This window comes from Cohnella sp. 56, from assembly GCF_037963805.1.
In the GTDB taxonomy this organism is placed as follows: domain Bacteria; phylum Bacillota; class Bacilli; order Paenibacillales; family Paenibacillaceae; genus Cohnella.
This window is the reverse complement of sequence record NZ_JAZDQE010000010.1, coordinates 24,560-41,318: the sequence shown is the minus strand read 5'-3', so window position 1 is coordinate 41,318 and position 16,759 is coordinate 24,560. Positions and strand designations below refer to the sequence as shown.

Annotated in this window: 13 protein-coding genes and 1 pseudogene; 2 read left to right on the top strand and 12 right to left on the bottom strand. The window is 37.4% G+C overall.

The window, feature by feature from the left end; translation table 11 throughout:
• Positions 1-192: 192 nt before the first annotated feature.
• From VQ071_RS17550 to VQ071_RS17525, 6 genes are all read right to left on the bottom strand, one after another.
• On the bottom strand, positions 193-654 hold the full coding sequence (locus VQ071_RS17550) for a hypothetical protein (protein ID WP_136372663.1): 462 nt from the start codon (positions 652-654) through the stop codon (positions 193-195).
• Between the two features lie 256 nt (positions 655-910).
• Positions 911-1,972 carry a type II toxin-antitoxin system antitoxin DNA ADP-ribosyl glycohydrolase DarG gene (gene darG, locus VQ071_RS17545; RefSeq protein WP_136372662.1) on the bottom strand — a complete coding sequence of 354 codons (1,062 nt, stop codon included), beginning with the start codon at positions 1,970-1,972 and terminating at the stop codon, positions 911-913.
• Positions 1,973-2,117: 145 nt separating this feature from the next.
• Positions 2,118-2,693: a DarT ssDNA thymidine ADP-ribosyltransferase family protein gene (locus tag VQ071_RS17540; RefSeq protein WP_340515406.1), complete on the bottom strand. Its 576-nt coding sequence runs from the start codon at positions 2,691-2,693 to the stop codon at positions 2,118-2,120.
• 427 nt (positions 2,694-3,120) lie between these two features.
• On the bottom strand, positions 3,121-4,158 hold the full coding sequence (locus VQ071_RS17535; RefSeq protein ID WP_340515405.1) for a hypothetical protein: 1,038 nt from the start codon (positions 4,156-4,158) through the stop codon (positions 3,121-3,123).
• Positions 4,159-4,672: 514 nt separating this feature from the next.
• Complete coding sequence (locus tag VQ071_RS17530; protein ID WP_340515404.1) at positions 4,673-5,386, bottom strand: hypothetical protein; 714 nt, start codon at positions 5,384-5,386, stop codon at positions 4,673-4,675.
• Positions 5,387-5,778: 392 nt separating this feature from the next.
• Positions 5,779-6,573: a YkgJ family cysteine cluster protein gene (locus tag VQ071_RS17525; protein WP_445293305.1), complete on the bottom strand. Its 795-nt coding sequence runs from the start codon at positions 6,571-6,573 to the stop codon at positions 5,779-5,781.
• Between the two features lie 142 nt (positions 6,574-6,715).
• Here VQ071_RS17525 and VQ071_RS17515 point away from each other — a divergent pair.
• Positions 6,716-7,865, top strand: a protein-coding gene (locus tag VQ071_RS17515) for an IS3 family transposase (protein WP_340515403.1) whose coding sequence is annotated in 2 segments (ribosomal slippage) — positions 6,716-6,988 and positions 6,990-7,865 — 1,149 coding nt in all. Because the reading frame shifts where the segments join, the coding sequence is not laid out codon by codon here.
• 161 nt (positions 7,866-8,026) lie between these two features.
• Here VQ071_RS17515 and VQ071_RS17510 read toward each other — a convergent pair.
• On the bottom strand, positions 8,027-8,218 hold the full coding sequence (locus tag VQ071_RS17510) for a hypothetical protein (protein WP_340515402.1): 192 nt from the start codon (positions 8,216-8,218) through the stop codon (positions 8,027-8,029).
• Positions 8,219-8,382: 164 nt separating this feature from the next.
• Between VQ071_RS17510 and VQ071_RS17505 the strand changes: the two are divergent.
• Positions 8,383-8,508, top strand: a pseudogene (locus tag VQ071_RS17505) (IS5/IS1182 family transposase); the annotation flags it as partial.
• A 61-nt stretch (positions 8,509-8,569) separates the two neighbouring features.
• Here the strand turns inward: VQ071_RS17505 and VQ071_RS17500 are convergent.
• From VQ071_RS17500 to VQ071_RS17480, 5 genes are all read right to left on the bottom strand, one after another.
• Positions 8,570-9,640 (bottom strand): hypothetical protein, encoded by a 1,071-nt coding sequence (locus tag VQ071_RS17500; RefSeq protein ID WP_340515401.1) that lies wholly within the window; start codon positions 9,638-9,640, stop codon positions 8,570-8,572.
• A gap of 229 nt (positions 9,641-9,869) precedes the next feature.
• Positions 9,870-10,622: a PD-(D/E)XK nuclease domain-containing protein gene (locus VQ071_RS17495; RefSeq protein WP_340515400.1), complete on the bottom strand. Its 753-nt coding sequence runs from the start codon at positions 10,620-10,622 to the stop codon at positions 9,870-9,872.
• A gap of 250 nt (positions 10,623-10,872) precedes the next feature.
• The gene (locus VQ071_RS17490; protein ID WP_340515399.1) at positions 10,873-11,973 is read right to left on the bottom strand and encodes a hypothetical protein; all 1,101 of its coding nucleotides are present in this window, start codon (positions 11,971-11,973) and stop codon (positions 10,873-10,875) included.
• 62 nt (positions 11,974-12,035) lie between these two features.
• The gene (locus tag VQ071_RS17485; protein ID WP_136372039.1) at positions 12,036-12,941 is read right to left on the bottom strand and encodes a hypothetical protein; all 906 of its coding nucleotides are present in this window, start codon (positions 12,939-12,941) and stop codon (positions 12,036-12,038) included.
• 26 nt (positions 12,942-12,967) lie between these two features.
• Positions 12,968-16,735 carry a hypothetical protein gene (locus VQ071_RS17480; protein WP_340515398.1) on the bottom strand — a complete coding sequence of 1,256 codons (3,768 nt, stop codon included), beginning with the start codon at positions 16,733-16,735 and terminating at the stop codon, positions 12,968-12,970.
• Positions 16,736-16,759 lie beyond the last annotated feature (24 nt).

Here is a 16,759-nt window from a genome sequence, read left to right as displayed (position 1 = left end):
CAGATCAGGAAAGGGTATGGTCTGCTTGCTTTGTTTTGTGAATGGGTAAACAAACGATCGCTGCGGCAGCTGCTGCTGTCCGAGGTCATTCACCCGAAGTGATTTTTGCATAAAGAAACCTCATGCACTATTAGCATGAGGTTCATTATCATTGCTTTTAAAGCTATACTGACCTGACGAAGCGACTATTTTCTATTCCTCAACAATCTCAATCTTATCAATATCAATATCAAGCTTTTTGGAGACATATTTCCTTAGATCAGTGGGATCATGAAATTCCATGTTATCAACTAAGTCTTGGTGGTCTCCTACAACCTCGTCGTTTTCATCATAACTGATAACAGAGCCTATTCGTATTATGCCGTCCATATATTCTGGAACATTGTCATCCAAAAAGACTTTCACTCTATCCAAAGACCCTGCAGCAACAAATAATTTATCAACTTTAACAAATCGAGTACCGTCACTTACCGTTAATTCATCGCAATGACTGTTTAACATAGAAATAAACTCATCCCAAGTAGATTCTTCACCATTTACTTTTATGGGATGTGCTTCCCAAACAGAAAAATGCGCTGTATGAGTTTCGACATATACATCGTCAATCTTATCATTAAAAAGTGCCATCAAATGATCTTCCAGTTTTATTCGCATTCCAAAACACCACCTTATGATAATGTAAATAGTAATCACAATAAATGTGAACTCGTTAAATGAAAAAACAGCATCTCTGCTGTTTGTCTGTGTGGTTGGTGGGGACTATCGGGATCGAACCGACGACTTCTTGCATGCCATTCAAGCGCCTTCCCAAGGATAGTCATTAACACGCCCATAAAAAAGACATGCCAACTCATTCTCAAAAATGATTAGATATGAAAACAAAACGTACCCAGTGAACCTGCATTCCCCTTCACAGAGTGAGTTTAGGTGAACTAAAAAGGGAACAATCCATCAAATGAGAATGGAGTCTTTTCACATCTTCTTCCCTAAATAAGGCTTCGTTAACCGTTTTCCAATTAAATACATTTTTCACGAGTAAGTCAATGTCATTCGGATCGCCTGCGTTCATTAGTTCCCACAATACCTTTGAATATAATTCAAGACCAGCTTCACTCCGATAGCCGCTAATGGCTTCCATTAATTTATTAAAAGTTTCTTGATGAAGCTCACCTGCATTAGTGGTACTATACATTTCATTTTCTTTTATTCTAACAATAGATGATCTATTTGGGAAGCTGAGTACTTTAAAATAGTGATCATTCAATTTGGATAAAACTTGATTCAAACCTTCAGAGAAGGGACCATTAATCGATTGAACAAACGACAAATTTAATGAATATCCCGCAGATTGCATTATAAATGCTAAATTATGAATTTCATGCACGGAAACAACAAAATTTTCTTTTGTAAATGCGATGAGAAAGGCTAGTAAATCCCTTCTACCTTCAGTAAGCCTTGGCTTATTCTCATTACTCATTTCAATACTTTTTTTATTAATGTCAGCAGAGTTTTCTACATAGTTCCCGGGCTCAAACACTAAAATATCTACATTTTCAATACTTTGTAGAGCATCTAATATAAGAGGTTTTACATCTTTCCAATTCAGCCCACCGTTTCCGCAACCTAAAGGCGGTATAGCAATCGATTTAAAATCATATTTTTTTATTTCTTCAACTAGTGCCACTAAACCAAGCTCAATATCCTCAATCTTAGACTTTGCTTTCCAATGTTTTTTAGTTGGAAAATTAACAATATATTGAGCTCCAATTAAACTCTCAGTGGGGACTGTTTGCATAACCCCTGGCTTTAATTCTTTCTTATCACACATCAACTTATATTCATCAAATACGTGAGGATATCGTTTCTTCACTTCATAGGCAATTCCTTTACCCATAATACCAACACAATTAACAGTATTTACAATTGCCATCGCTTCAGAATCAAACAAATTCCCTTTTACAAAATTTATCACAGATACACTTCCTTAAAACAAACAGTTTTATGTATCTTTTCTGTCCCTTACTCATCCATCAAATAAAAACCAACAATGCTACCCTCAATTATACACAATTGTTAGTTAGAAAGCTTCACACTTATAACTTAATTTCAAACATTCCTCAGCCTAAAAACATATTTGAATTAACAGTAACCATGTAAGGGATCTTATCATAATACTTTGAGGATAGATCTGTTATGATCTTCTTTTGATCTGCATTTTTCACAAAAATGCAATGAAAGTCACTCGAATCAATTAGAGATGGTGAAACACACTCTGCCATACAGATATTTTTACATAGGGTGTTATGGTAATCTCTAACATCCATCGTTTCCCAATCAATTACATCAAACCCTTCTTCATAAGAGTACATCGAAAATTCCTCCATTGAGATGGGGTGCTGTGGAATTATTAAAAAACCATTATCTTTAGCATAACTTCGCTTCAGAGTGATATAGATAAATTCTTCATCAGGTCTATCTCTTTGCACCCTACCATCAAAAGGGTTTTTTGAAAAAAAATGAAACGGAACATAGTCAGTAATTGAATTCGCTTCTCTAAACTCAATTATTTCAGCATCTGCAACATCTATAAAGCTATCTAATTGATTTCTAGGCAATAATCCTGACTGGAGAATTGACTCGAAATTTTGAATGCTGGTGAGATGGTAAATTAATTTTTGATCCCTTATCGACATATTATGCTTCAACCCCTAATCCTAATTTTTATTAGGATTACAGTATCACAACCACCATGAAAAAACTGTCGAATTATATCGAAATTTATATATAAAATAAATAAATTGGCTCCTGAAAAGCGGCGGGAGCCTCATCTTCAGATAGTCCTTTAGACCTCATTCAATCATCTTATCCGCACCCACCTGATTGCCCACCTCAACGCCTATCGTCGATGAACTGGCTGATCTTAAGCTTGAAATGAACCTTTCATATCCCGATAAACATCAACACTTTCCAGTTCCTTGCTCTTGATCCATTTTATAGTTATGCTCATCACTGCGACGAAAATTCTATAGTATTTGTGGTATTACACGGCAGAAGAGTAGTAGCTAGGCGCGTCAGTTACATAGCTTATTTATTAAGATAGGTGAGAATAGCACAATTGGGCTAGTCTTTAGTCCTCAACTGTCTGAATGTTTCTATACTATCCAAAGAACGTTGAACGGACGTTGGCTTTAAAGTGTTTATAGTTCCATAAATATCTTCAATTATGAATTTCGGAAACTTCACTACAAGTTTTCCTTCTTTTGTTTCTAGATAAAGGGTAATATTCACCTCACTTCCATTACCCGCACCCAAATCAGGAATTCTACATTGTTCATTAATGTACTTACTGTCATTTATATCTCCCGTTTCATTAAATTTAACATCATATCCAAATAAGTCTACTATCCCATCAACTTCATATTTCATCTGCATCTCACCTTGTAGCACACATTTTGATATATATTTAAGTGCAGGATATGGCTTTGCATCTGGAATATACAATTCAATATCCGTTTCGATCTTAAGATTTTTATAATCAAAAGGAAACCTCGGCACTATTTGTAAATATCCGTAATCCACAACAACTAATATCTCAATGGTATGCGCGGCTAATGAGACTGTAGATAATTCCGTACGGATATTTCCGTTGAAGATTTTTTTGACCTTCACTATTTTACCCGTAAAGAAAGGCCGGATAATCATTAATAATATTATGCAAAATGCAGCTAATACTGTTGTAACAATAATTAAATATTGTCTCGCATGATTTACTTGATTTCCATCCGCCTCAATAGTTGATAAATAATAGACATAACTCCACCATATATATACCACTGCCAATATTGAACCTATTGCAATAAAAATAACAATCTTATTAAAAAAATTTGGCATTAATATTTGTCTATACAATTCTACATTTCTTCTTAATTTACCTCTAATTGAATTAAAGTATGTCGAATCCTGTTCTTCATAAGTAAAACCTATAGCCTCCCAATATATTTCTCTAGCTTTTTGTATGGAATGCTGGACATTAATAGACAAAAAAATAGTGATTAATCCAACAAGAGTGACTAGTGAAGCAGTAATGGAAAAAGTGAACGTCTCAAAGAACTCATACTTGTTCACTATGATGGTTGATGGAATGTCTTGTTTTATCAATAGAACCCTCTCTTTTTATACTTGATTTCTTGATTATGAGAACAAGCTTTATTAGTTGTGCTCGGGAGAAATATCTTAATCTGTCTTGAGGTTCTCATTGCTTGACTAAAATGATATATTACCTTACACAAAACAGAAAGACTCAACCAAAGGGCTATTGATTATAATTCTTTCTTCATTGAGCAGTACTGTCACATATCGTTTCGTACCATCAATATTAGGCACACCATATGAATCGTATGCAGAAAAATTTTTACCCCCATTTCCCTGATTGAACTAAATCTATAAGCTTTACTCCATTATCAGTACTTTTCAGGCATAATAGCATGTCAACACTTTGCAATAATATTTGACTGCTGAATTACGTCAAGTTATACTTTGATCGCCAGCTTCGTATATCACTTAAAAGTCAGGTGCGTATTTCTTTTTCTGCGCATAACCTGCAAGCGCTTGGTTCGTATATCTATGCTGAAAAAATTAAAGCTATGCGAAATCTTTAACTTATAAGTGATACTCAAAATGAACCACGCATCTGCAGAGTTGTTTCAAAAATAACTTTACCTTCTTGATAAACTTTGATACCAGTTATAGGAGATCGGAAGTTTGTGATCATATCAGTTACTGTCTTCAAATAATCTGAGTTTGCAGGAAGAACTTCTGTAGGGTATTCCTTGCCTTTGTATATATAACTAACTATGATCGATTGAGGATCTTCTTTTGTTGCTCCTTGTCTTTCGATCAATATATGTATTCCAGATTCGCTCCCATCATCCCAACCTCTATCATCATCATATAATATCCACTGGGGAATTGGTGTACGAGTGTATTTATGTATCTCAAGAATCCCGTCTTGAATTCCTTTCACATAATCTATGGCAACTGAAGTATCAAGAAATAGCTTATTTTGTTCAAGATTTGTATGAACAAAATTCTTTCTTGTATCTTTTAAAGCTAATATTCTCTGCCAGATACCTTCCCCCCAATTAAAACTTGGTAAACCTAAGTTCTTTATTGCCCTGTCAACATCTTCTTTGAACCTATAACCAATGCTTTCATCGTTCAGAACCTGTCTAAAAACCATTTCCAAAACAGTCCAACCCGTAATGATACACCATCTAACATAACTGCCCCTATCCCAAGGGTTTTGGGCCTGACATGAGAGTGTTTTGGCGTGCAAAACATCTGTCCACAAATGGAACTCAGTCGTATTAATATGCTTAAAATTCATATCTAAATTCTCCTAAGCTAAATGATTACAAGGGTTTCGAATAGCGACTTTTTTCGAACTTCGTAAATCCCCAAAAATTGATTACCCGCAATACATTTTATCCATCTAGTGATGACTAATCATTTAATATCCAACGTAAGTACTTAGGATAATATTACCATGGGCCTTAAGTTTAATCCATAATTTCAAACAGCTTGACCTTCCCCTAGATGAAATCACAAATGAGTAATTCACTTTAGTGTAGTATTACTCCTTGAGGATTACCTGAATGCCCTTCTACGACCGGTTATAATTATCGGACTAGGCCTCAAAAAAAGCAAAATGCATGGCGGCCACTTCAACGGCTACCATGCTCTAAATGATTATCGTCCTGCTTCAACAATTCATACAGATCACCGTTTGGATGCCGCCTTCTTAAGCTGCATCTCATTGCTCTCTTTTATAGACATATCCAAGTTATGCCTATTTACAACAGTCGACTTTGTAGGATTAAATTGTTGTAAATATGCCAATGAATGAATCCCATAGAAAAGAGGCATTTTCCGAATATATAGTGACCCCTTATTAGTTGTGACGTTAACTATTTCTTCATACTTCATCTGATAGACTGTAGTGTTCGGAGTATTCTCAGTATTTTTTAAACGGCTCGGGATGTACTCACATACCGCACTTTCAATTTTGTTTAGTTTGTCATCCAACTCGAAGTGTGTTGTGCCGTGCGTTCTACAAACCATTGGACGTTTTTCATAAACAGAACATTTCCCAGTCTTCTCATTCAACAGTGGACAAGGGAAGCTTGTTCTAGTCCTACCGCCTTTGAATGACTTGAAATTATTATGGTTGTCTTCATAATCAAGTTGTGTCTGAATTGCATGGTCCAAATCTGGATGTGCTTCTTGAAACGTTCTGATATTGTTCATGACTTTTTTATATAGGTTGATAATTTCTTGTTCAGTCCAAGAATTATGAATGTCAGCACGCTCGAAGGCTACGACCCGCTTCTGGCCGCCGACATCCATGAAGTCGGCTTCGCCGAAATCCACTTGGGCTTCGCCCGGCTGCCAGACGAGCTCGAGCGTCCCTTCCTTGTGCCGGTAGTCCCGCAGACGTTTCACATAGCGCTGGACCAGCGGATACGAGGCGTCGTAGTCCTTGCATTCGGCGAGCAGTCGCTTATGGATGCGCATCGCGGTGTGACGCTGCTTGTACCGGCTTTTGCGGTCCTCTTCCAACCACTGCCGGATCAGCGGCTTGAACGGATCCAGTTTCGAGGGCTGCTCTATAATGCTACATAGAAACTAGACAGCAAAAAAGGAGTTTCTTAGTTGTATGGCAACCAGCAGAAGGAAGTTTACGCCGGAAGAAAAGGCCCGTGTCGTACTGGAAATTCTGAAGGAAGAAAAGTCGGTTTCGCAGCTTGCATCCGAGCACGGCATTCATACCAATGTCCTCAACCGGTGGAAATCGGAAGCAATTCAGAATCTCTCGCAATTGTTCGTCGACGATCGGAAAGGCATCACGAAAATGAAAAACGGCTATGAACATCAGATCAACGAACTCTACGCCGAGATTGGAAAGTTAACCAGTCAATTGTCGTGGCTCAAAAAAAAATCTGGTCTCTAACCTGTCTCGAGAAGAACGTATCGACCTTTTGGAATGGGTGTGCCCCGAACACGCGATCCGCGTTCAAGCCGATCTGCTGAGCCTGAATCGCTCCAGCCTGTACTACAAGCCGGTCCCTCCCTCCCCGGAGGAAATTCGCCTCAAGCACCGGATTGACGAACTTTACACCGAGCATTCGTTCTTGGGCTATCGAAAGATTGCCGCCATTATGAATCGGGAAGGAGATGGGATCCACAAGAATACGGTACGGCGCTACATGAGGGAAATGGGGCTCATGGCCATCTATCCCGGCCCGAACCTGAGTAAGCGCGATCTGCAGCACCGGATCTATCCTTATCTGCTCCGGAAGCTTCTCATCACACAGCCCGATCAGGTGTGGTCGGTAGATATCACGTATATCCGGATGAAGCGCGGCTGGATGTACCTGTACGCCATCATGGACTGGTATTCGCGTTATATCGTCGATTGGCAGCTCGATCAAAGCCTGGAGATCGAGTTCGTGTTGGAGACCACGAAGCGAGCGCTGGCACGGCGTAAGCCCGCCATTATTAACAGTGATCAAGGCAGCCATTTTACGAGTCCGAAGTATATCGATTTGATGAAGGAGAACGAGGTTCGGATCAGCATGGACGGCAAAGGCCGGGCCAAGGACAACATTGTCATTGAGCGCTTTTGGCGTAGCCTGAAGTACAATGAGGTGTATCTCAATGACTACAACACCCCGCGGGAGACACGGCAGGGCGTGGAGCGTTACCTTCACTTGCACAATCACTATTTACCGCATCAGTCCCTCCAAAACCATACGCCGGCTGCTGTCTATAACCGACACGTTATCTTGTTATCCACCTGTGAATGATAAAAGAGAAAACAGTTCTCCCGCGCCTGCGCTTGGGCTGTGTCCTCCATCAGTGGACATCTTCATTGCTGGTAATAACGATTATATTTTCCATCACGAATCCGTGAACAGCTTGCTCCTTCAGGGCAGTTGCAACAAACATTGTGCAAGATTTCACACCTTCAAAATTCAAAAAAACTGTCTTGACATCTTGTAGCACCATACTCCGTCTCCTTTTCTTTTGGCTTGGCCTCAAACGTTTCTGCCGCCATGTATTTGCTCACCGTCTTCCGTGTGAGGCTCAACCGCTCGGCGATCGCAACCGGCCCCAGCCCCATCGCCTGCAAATCTTTGATCGTCTCAATCTGACTCATTTTCAACATCTCCCGTCCCCGCACCCTTCGTTCATTCGCTACGAAAGGTATCGGTTTCTCGATTCGTGTTCGTTTTACCCGAGACGATCAGGAGGGGTATTTTTGTACGATTTTTTTGGGTATTTCGATTTGATCTTTTGGGGTATTTTTATTTTACGATAGACAATCTGGTCGAATGCCTCTTCAATAAGCTGAAGCACAATCGGCGACTGGCTACCCGATACGACAAATTAGCGCGTACCTTCGTTGCTTTTTTAAAGCTGGCCTCTTCTATGATTTGGTTGGCCTGAAGTTTGAATACACGACCTAGCCATTCATAATCTTATCTGATTAGTTTTTTTAATCAAATCGTCAGGTTGGTTGGACGTCTTCAAATTCAACATTGCGTAATAACAATAAGTTTCTAATTGCCTCATCTTGAACTGCACAGTCATACAATTCATCGATATACTTATTTATACTATCAAGATGTTTTCCTAAGTCCTTGAACAACTCGCTTATAACATTTTGCGTGGGAATAAGCATATTGAAATATAACTTTGTAATAACAAGCGTATTATTTAAAAGTTCTTGAGAGTCCATTTTTAATCTCGGAAGATCCGTAGTAATACTATCAAAATAATACTCCATTATATTTATGCACCTAACCAGTGGGTGAGGATGAGAGAATTTCTTTTCGTAGAATTCCAATTTACGTACTGACAGTTGTGGCCCTAATTGATTCATTACTCCAAAATAGAACAGGCAATTTGTAATTATCATACTTGCACATCCAACGTACAAAAGACACTTTAGCTTTTCATCAGACTTCACTTTAAAATTGGCATGTGTTCTAAATACATATTTTAGAACTTCATAGCTGGCCATTCTATCAGCGTCGAACTCCCACGCATGTAGTTTTATATCAAAATTATCCTCGGCCCAATTTTCCTGCAAAAGAAAATCATTTCTTTTGAGTTTTGAACTACTAAATTGCATAATATGTTGGAATTCATGATTGAAAGTAAATTTTATTGAACAATCCAAAATAAACTTGTCAAAAACAAACTCTCTATCCTCGTATAAATCAATGTATGCTTTTTGAAGTGGTTCATCGTTACCAATTCCAGCGAGCACTATGCTTCTAAAGTATTTTTCATCTAGCTTTTGACTAAGAAGAATTGGATAACCATTTGTTATTCCAATAATATTATATCCTTTACGCGTTAAAGCAAATGCATTGCATTTATTATTATCTTTTATGTAGAAACAGTAGTCTTTAATTTTAAAGAGATCTGCATAACTTCCGTACAACTCTAAAAACGAATTTTCAAAATACGAATATATTTTTAATATTTTCTCATCAATATCTAAATCTTTATAATCGAAAACATCCTCTATTACATTGTGTTTTGCAAGTAATTCTTTGCTTACGAAGCCCATGGCTGAATCACTCCTATCCATAGCCGGTAACACTCCCAGTCACTAGCTGTCATGCTTTTTTGCAAATCACTGAAACAGCGACGCTGTGTGATTGGAATATTAAGTGATACTTTGTTTCGGTTTATTAAATCAGTTTTAACGATCTTCATAATTCTTTAATTTTCCTCCTGACTCCCTCTAACGAATTCCCCACAGCAAGCTGCGGGCAATTTGACCTGGAGAGATTAAATTAATGCTTAACAATTATCAGTTTTACACCACTATGGTTCTCAATATCTCTACTAAACTCAATTTCATCTCTTATTATCCCGATGTCGTATATTACAAATAAAACACTTTCATAGATTTTTTGATAAGCTGTTATATCAGCATTTATTTCTTCTATAATTTTAGATTTTTTATTTGGGTCATTTAATAACTTAACTTCAATACAAATTCTGAGTTTAGGTATAATAAAATCCGGAATATATTCGCGACCAGAAAAATTAAATTTCCCCGTTTCTCTGTCATAATCAATTCCTTTATCATATCCTTTACCAATAAATAAGTTTTCAATTGCATTTTGAATATCTTTCTCTTTTGAAGGTATTTCAAAGATTACATTGCGTAATTTAGTCTTAATAAAATTTCCTACGTTATCGATCTCTTCTGAAACAAAGTCAATCTGACTTTCTAACGATGAGATTAAAAACCGTGTGCTTACTAAAACCGATTCCAGTATATTCTTTGCATCAGGCCACAATGTATTCCCTGAAGTTCTCATGTTGTCTGTATTCATAGTATAAAAACTACCAAATCTCATCACTGCTTTTGCACGATTTGCTAAATCATTATATGTTAAAGCCATATCCTTAAAAGATGTATATCTACTATGCTCAGCTACATCCCTATTGAGAATATCATCAACTGTTTTTTCTAACGCTTTGGCTTGAGACAATAGTGTTTTTATTTGTCTGATTTCCATTATTGATAAAGCATACATATCTTTTCGCCCCTTCAGGAATTTTTTATAACGTTCTTGTATTGATATGACGAGACCCACTCCATCAAAAAACCCGAAGGGCCGCGATGCGGTTAGGTACTGGTGTATGTCCGGAATATTTTATTTCCATATTGCTGAAATACCTTGTCGAACCCTCTTCTAGCTTCTGACAGACCAAGACCCAAATCGAAGAATTTTTCGACTATTATGCTTTCTTTTGCACTTTGGTTACAAGCTATCAAATGACTTTTCAGTATCGATGGGTTATAGTATTGTTAGATCCGATAATTCTATCAAATTTAAGAAGAGCCAGGATAGCTTCCCCTGCATCTTCGTGAATGTGTTTGAAAAATATTTTTTTTGAAAAGCTCGATATTTTTCTCGACTCTTCTCTTTTTCTCATGGTTACAACAGCTGTAACATTTCTCGAATCCTCACTATGATAGAATCCATTTTCGTATCTGCTCATTTTCATCGAATCAGTATTACTATCGAATACAAAAAACTCAGCTCCATAAATGGCTTCAGCTATGTCAATATTATCTTTATTATTCGCTTCTGATATAATCAGATTTATATTATTATTTTCACTAGGCAAGGAGAATGAAATAGCTGCTTTTTTTAAAGCATTATAAAAATGCCCTCTCTCTTCTCCAGTTATATTAATAAAGTTCATGTCGCCGCTCACTCCTGGTAGCATACAATCACATTGTGGATTGTTTATCTCGTTAAAGCATACTTCTGCGAGCGATTTATTACCAACATAAAACGGTATTTTAACATTATCGGCCTGATTAATATTTTGTTTGATAAATTCTATAAAACTCGAAGTATATATATTTGTAAAATCTTCATGCATAGAAATACTATAGAACCTTGCCCGCTTAACTTTCTTTAATTCTTTTTTGATCTCCTGATAAATCTTCTCCCTTCGATTTTCTCTCTCAGTGGGCGATGAATTCTTCATTTGAATATTAAAGATTTTTTCTTTGAATTCATCTAAAATAATAACAAAATCAGTTTTTCTTCCTTCCTGAGGTTCGTATTTAATTTCAACTTTCCAGCCATGATTTCTTATCAGTTCTGCAGCAAATGTATGTTCCGTAAGAAAGTCACTAACCTTTCTACCACTTGTTATTAATTTCTCATTCAAATTCTTTAAATTATATTCTTCCAATAATCGCAGATTCTCTGCTAGCTGAAAAATATCTTCTCTATTTATATACTTTAATTTAATTGACTCATCTTCCCCTGTGTTTAAATCAATTTTAAGCATGGATAACAATATTGCAGTGGCCTTTTCCACGAATTCCGCATCTATATCTCTAGTTACTTGCTCGCCTCCGTTCAACACTAATCACTCATATCATCATTTATCAAATAGATACGTTGAGGCTTTATCGTATATCCGATTTAAGTTTCTTCATTTGCAATACTTTCTATAAGATAATTTACAATTAATTCTGTACAATGTAGAGCTAGAAAAGCATCACTTGAACTTATAGTTCTATCGATTATGTTTTTGTCTTCATCGGTTTCGACATGTCGGGCAATATGCATAAATCCTTTAATCTTTCCATATAACTCATTGACAAAATCAACTTTCCCATATAAATTGTTATTGTGATTACTAGCCTTTACACGTAATTCTTCAAAAAATAAATTAGGATTTTTAAATCCCATTTCTTTAGGGATGGCCTCTAACACTTTAAAACATGTAGCAAGCGTATCATTGAATTTATTTTCGGAGAACGATTTCCGCGCTGAAATAATAAGTTTTGATGTGTTTGGAAGCTTAAACAAGTAATTGAAACGGAGCATTTTCTCGTTACCCTCGTAGTAACTCCAATTCTTAAGAAACTCCTCAACCCATACGGATTTATTTATTTGAACATGTAACCTTAAAGGCAGTTCAACTACATAATTAAAATTAAACAAGTACTCTTTATTAAAAGAAACCAGCAATTGTAAATCCAAATCAACTTCGACATCCCTAAATTGTCTACTACTTTCAATCATATTTATTTGTTCTCTTGATAATTCAATAATGAAGGTTATTCCACCTGGAAGCATTCGGAAGAATGATGGCCCTTTAATATATCCCACATTTACATTTGATAATTTTGCAGTTCCATCGCAATTGATGGCAGCAAAAGTTTTATAATCTATTCCGTCTACTTCGATTGGGAATGTTTTCTCTGGCGACAAACTAATAATAAGTCTTGGGATGCCCCCTTGGTAATCCGAGTTAATGTGACGTGTGTAAAATTCACAGAGAGTCCTTGCTCCCCCCGAATATTCTAATCTTCCGGCTAACACATTTATCACTCCTCTATAAATATCGTTTATTCAAATCGCTCATTTTCCTCACTTTGCCGCCGCTGTTCTCGTTCTTGATGGAATTGAATTTCTCTTTTTAAATCAAGTTCTTTTTGATAAGCCCATTGTGAAATTTTAGGATTGGTATGTTCCTTGTATTCATCAATTAGTTTAAGCCGACTCTCTAAGATTGTGGATAAAGATCCACTCCAGCGTGAGGGATGGAACTTGTCTCCGAAATTTTTTAAAACTTCGACTGGATCCGGTGCATGAGCAACAAACTTATCAGCTAGATTAGACCACATAATTGAAGCGCTATTTTCGTCAGTCAAAAATGGCTTTATTGCTAAAGAAGCAAGTGCATACCTGCTCTCCGGATCGATTTCGCACCATTGTAGTATAATTTCATCCTCAATCACATCTACCGGATCTTCCCTAACAGAGAGTCTGGAAAAGAACCAATCCGACTCTCCTATTACTTCTTTGCGGATGAAAACATCCATGAAAACAAACGGTTGTGTTTTAGCAAGCGCAGAAAATACACTGTCGAAATCAAAAGTATAAATTTCTCTACTGATCAACGCATTGGCAAGTCGGATGCATAATGATTTTGTTTCATCTATTGCCTCATCCGCATAACAAACGTTTATAATCTCTGCGATTTCATATTTAATTTCATGTCCATGATTACCATCACTCAAAAATCCGAAATCCGAAATTAGCTTGCGTCCCGTAGATTTTATGATTTCGCTTACTTCCTTCGCTGCAAGACCATGAAGTCTCATACGTAATATCTCTATGGATTCCCAAACTCCGTAATTGTATAGTGCCAATTCCAATAACAGTTCTGATAAATCTTCGTCGTTTATATTCTCATGCGCTCTGCCGTAAGCTAAGTATCTGAACTGTGATATTGAAGCTTTTCCGATTGTGAGTGACTCCATAAGCCTTCTAGCACCTCGGGTGCCAATAGATGTGCTGATTTGTAGAATTGGAAACACAGTACTCCAAAATTCGTCCAGCAATGCTTCATCCAGCAGCTTATTGCACAATACTTCGTTTGTCTCGGACAGTACATTTATAAATCCACGAACTACTTGATAGTTCCTTTCTGATTCTTCAATTGACAGTAATTTATTTTTAAAATAACACCACAATTTTGCCGGTGCAATAGAGCCCTCAGCCAAACCCTGACCAAAATAATACAACCTTGATCCTTCCCCGCCTAGTACTTCTGGCAGTAATTGAAGAAGAGTCTCTTCGTTAGAACCTACATCCTTACCAAGTAACCGGGTAAGATTCTCAGCTGTATGTAGAGGCTCAACTTCATCATCAAAAGTATCTAAAAGATCATAAGGATGACCGCGTGAAAGCGCAAGTAGTCTCGCACGCTCAATTAAAGAAGTAGGTACTAATAATGAGTCAAGGTGCTCTAATCGACCTAACACATCTTCCGTCATATCCTTCCCATCGTATCTGACCGTGGCTTTAACCGCGATCCATCCCTCGTTCCAGGTGGTTTTCTCAGAAATGCGGATAGCCGCCGCGGATAACTCTTCATGCATTTCAGCACCTACCCACAATTCTCTGAATTTGTCTGCCAACAACTTCTTTGCATCCATTGCTGATGGGGATCCAGAAATCGCAATTTGAACTGCATATTCCAAAAACAATGTAAACCACTGTTTTGATTCATCGAATGTTTTTGGCCAATATCCATAATCTCTTGGCCTTGCACCAAATTCAAAACTATTATTCGAGCTTATACTCCAAACTTGTAAAGCGGCACTCAACAAAAACAAACCTAAGTGGATTAATTTATTTTGATTTGATTCAAACAATCTTACAACAACGCCCAGTCTCTGCTCTCCTGTAGCGTGGGTACCCGAAAGTTTTATATGAAACAAAGATTGCAATAACTCTCGTGCTTTCGAATCTTCATTTAAAGCGAATTGGCATAGCAGATTCACGGCACGATTAAATAAATCCGGTTCATAAGCAATAGAATATAATACTTTCGATATTTCATTTAATTGATCAATTTCTCCATTTATAATCAGTTCTTCAGTTCCTACCCTTTCAATTGCTGAAAGGGTTTCCATGGGCACTATCGGCGCTATATTTTTTAACAGGCTAGTCCCGAATGAATTTATTTTTGATAGGTTCCCCAATAATCCTCCTTCACTTAACCATATCTTAGCTATTTCTTTGGCCTGCTTACTAAGGTGAAGATAACTCAATCGTCTTGAAAATGACTTTAAAAGTCGTTCAGACGCTCTATTTTCAAAAGTATCTAGCATGAAGCTGAGCGGTATATTTTCTAAGGCCCTCTTCGCTAGTCTATTTGCAAGTGCATGAGGTAACACAGCTCCCCATACACTTCTTCGCTGTACAAGTTCACGTCGCCTTAACTCACTTATTTTTTGATAAAGTTCAAGAACATTCATTCCCACTAGCGAACCAAGTAGCTTTAATTCATCATCATCCTCGCCTGTCTGGCAGTCGAAAGAGTAGACAAGCGAACATACTTCTGCTGCTTTTAGCAAATTGTTATCCTGATCATTCCGTTGTACAAATAATCTTGAAAAAAGCGCTTCATCATTAAGTTGTGAAACATCTTCGACATGATCAATTGTTCTTCCTAAAGCAATAGCAATTCGCGCATTTCCACCTGAGAATTTAGCAATGACACGGGCTCCAACGCCGCCTATGTGCGGAAATCGCATCCGAATGACTCTTTCTATTAACTCAGTAGACGCTGGTTCCAAATGAAATATTTCAGTTATCTCCGGCTGATCTTCTCGAACATCATATTCGACCGTAATCAAGCTCACTGAACTGTTTAACCTTGAACAAATTGTAGTTAAGTTTCTATGTAAATCCGGGGGGCAATTATCCACAACAAGAATAGCATTTCTTTGAAATGCAACTAATTGGGTAGCAAAATTTTGGGGATCAGGGATAGGATGGTTTGCAATATCACAATAAAAAGCCTGCAAAGGATTCAAAGGATTTTCACCAATTTTATCATCAAACAATGCTTGCAATAATCGGGTCTTTCCTACACCAGATAATCCAACTAGGCGAACGGACGATCTGGCATTCTGTAATTTATTTCGAATTTCGTTAATGCCATTCACTGCAGTCAAACCACCAGAATGACGAGTCGAACTATTATATAATCGAAGATGGCCATCAAGCAGATATTCTTCTTCTTTTTCTCTTGTAATATTTGACCAATTCCCGTAAGGTTCCCAACCTTGTACTGGACGACCAATCTTTTCTCTGATCCAAAGGATGAGTGAAGGATGAGATCTAACCCACGATGCTATTCTTTCCCGATCGTAGAAATCCAATTTTATTGCTACTGAAGGCTCCTCATCTGACAATGCATCCTGCATTGCTAGTCTTCTGCTTCTGAGCACCGAATCGGATGTTGATCCTTGACTACTCACAATAACATATGCACCGTTATTGACAGCTAAATCACGAATGACCTCTCTCAACATCCCATCCGGTTTCATTTCAGCTATTATTTTTGCACGAGGCATATCGGAATTTTTGACTTGGAAACCTGTTTTAGAACGAGGAACAAAACTATCATTATGCAACATCGTAGTTAAATCTACTCGAACATCTATTCCACCATCTGTTGCATTTTGATGACCACCCCAAGTTACCCCTGCGATCGACAATCCTTGTGAACGTAGTTCTGCTTCACAAAGATATCCGACAAGCGACCGAAGATCAGAATCATTCAATGATTGTATGTCCGTTCCTGTAATCTCTAACAAAACAACACCTACTTATCGAATTGA

What these genes read in the sequence shown, in the direction of transcription:
- VQ071_RS17530 (WP_340515404.1), bottom strand. Translation starts at nt 5,386, where the DNA reads ATGAATTTTAAGCATATTAATACGACTGAGTTCCATTTGTGGACAGAT.
- VQ071_RS17550 (WP_136372663.1), bottom strand. Translation starts at nt 654, where the DNA reads ATGCGAATAAAACTGGAAGATCATTTGATGGCACTTTTTAATGATAAG.
- VQ071_RS17525 (WP_445293305.1), bottom strand. Translation starts at nt 6,573, where the DNA reads ATGCGCATCCATAAGCGACTGCTCGCCGAATGCAAGGACTACGACGCC.
- VQ071_RS17540 (WP_340515406.1), bottom strand. Translation starts at nt 2,693, where the DNA reads ATGTCGATAAGGGATCAAAAATTAATTTACCATCTCACCAGCATTCAA.
- VQ071_RS17495 (WP_340515400.1), bottom strand. Translation starts at nt 10,622, where the DNA reads ATGTATGCTTTATCAATAATGGAAATCAGACAAATAAAAACACTATTG.
- VQ071_RS17500 (WP_340515401.1), bottom strand. Translation starts at nt 9,640, where the DNA reads ATGGGCTTCGTAAGCAAAGAATTACTTGCAAAACACAATGTAATAGAG.
- VQ071_RS17510 (WP_340515402.1), bottom strand. Translation starts at nt 8,218, where the DNA reads ATGAGTCAGATTGAGACGATCAAAGATTTGCAGGCGATGGGGCTGGGG.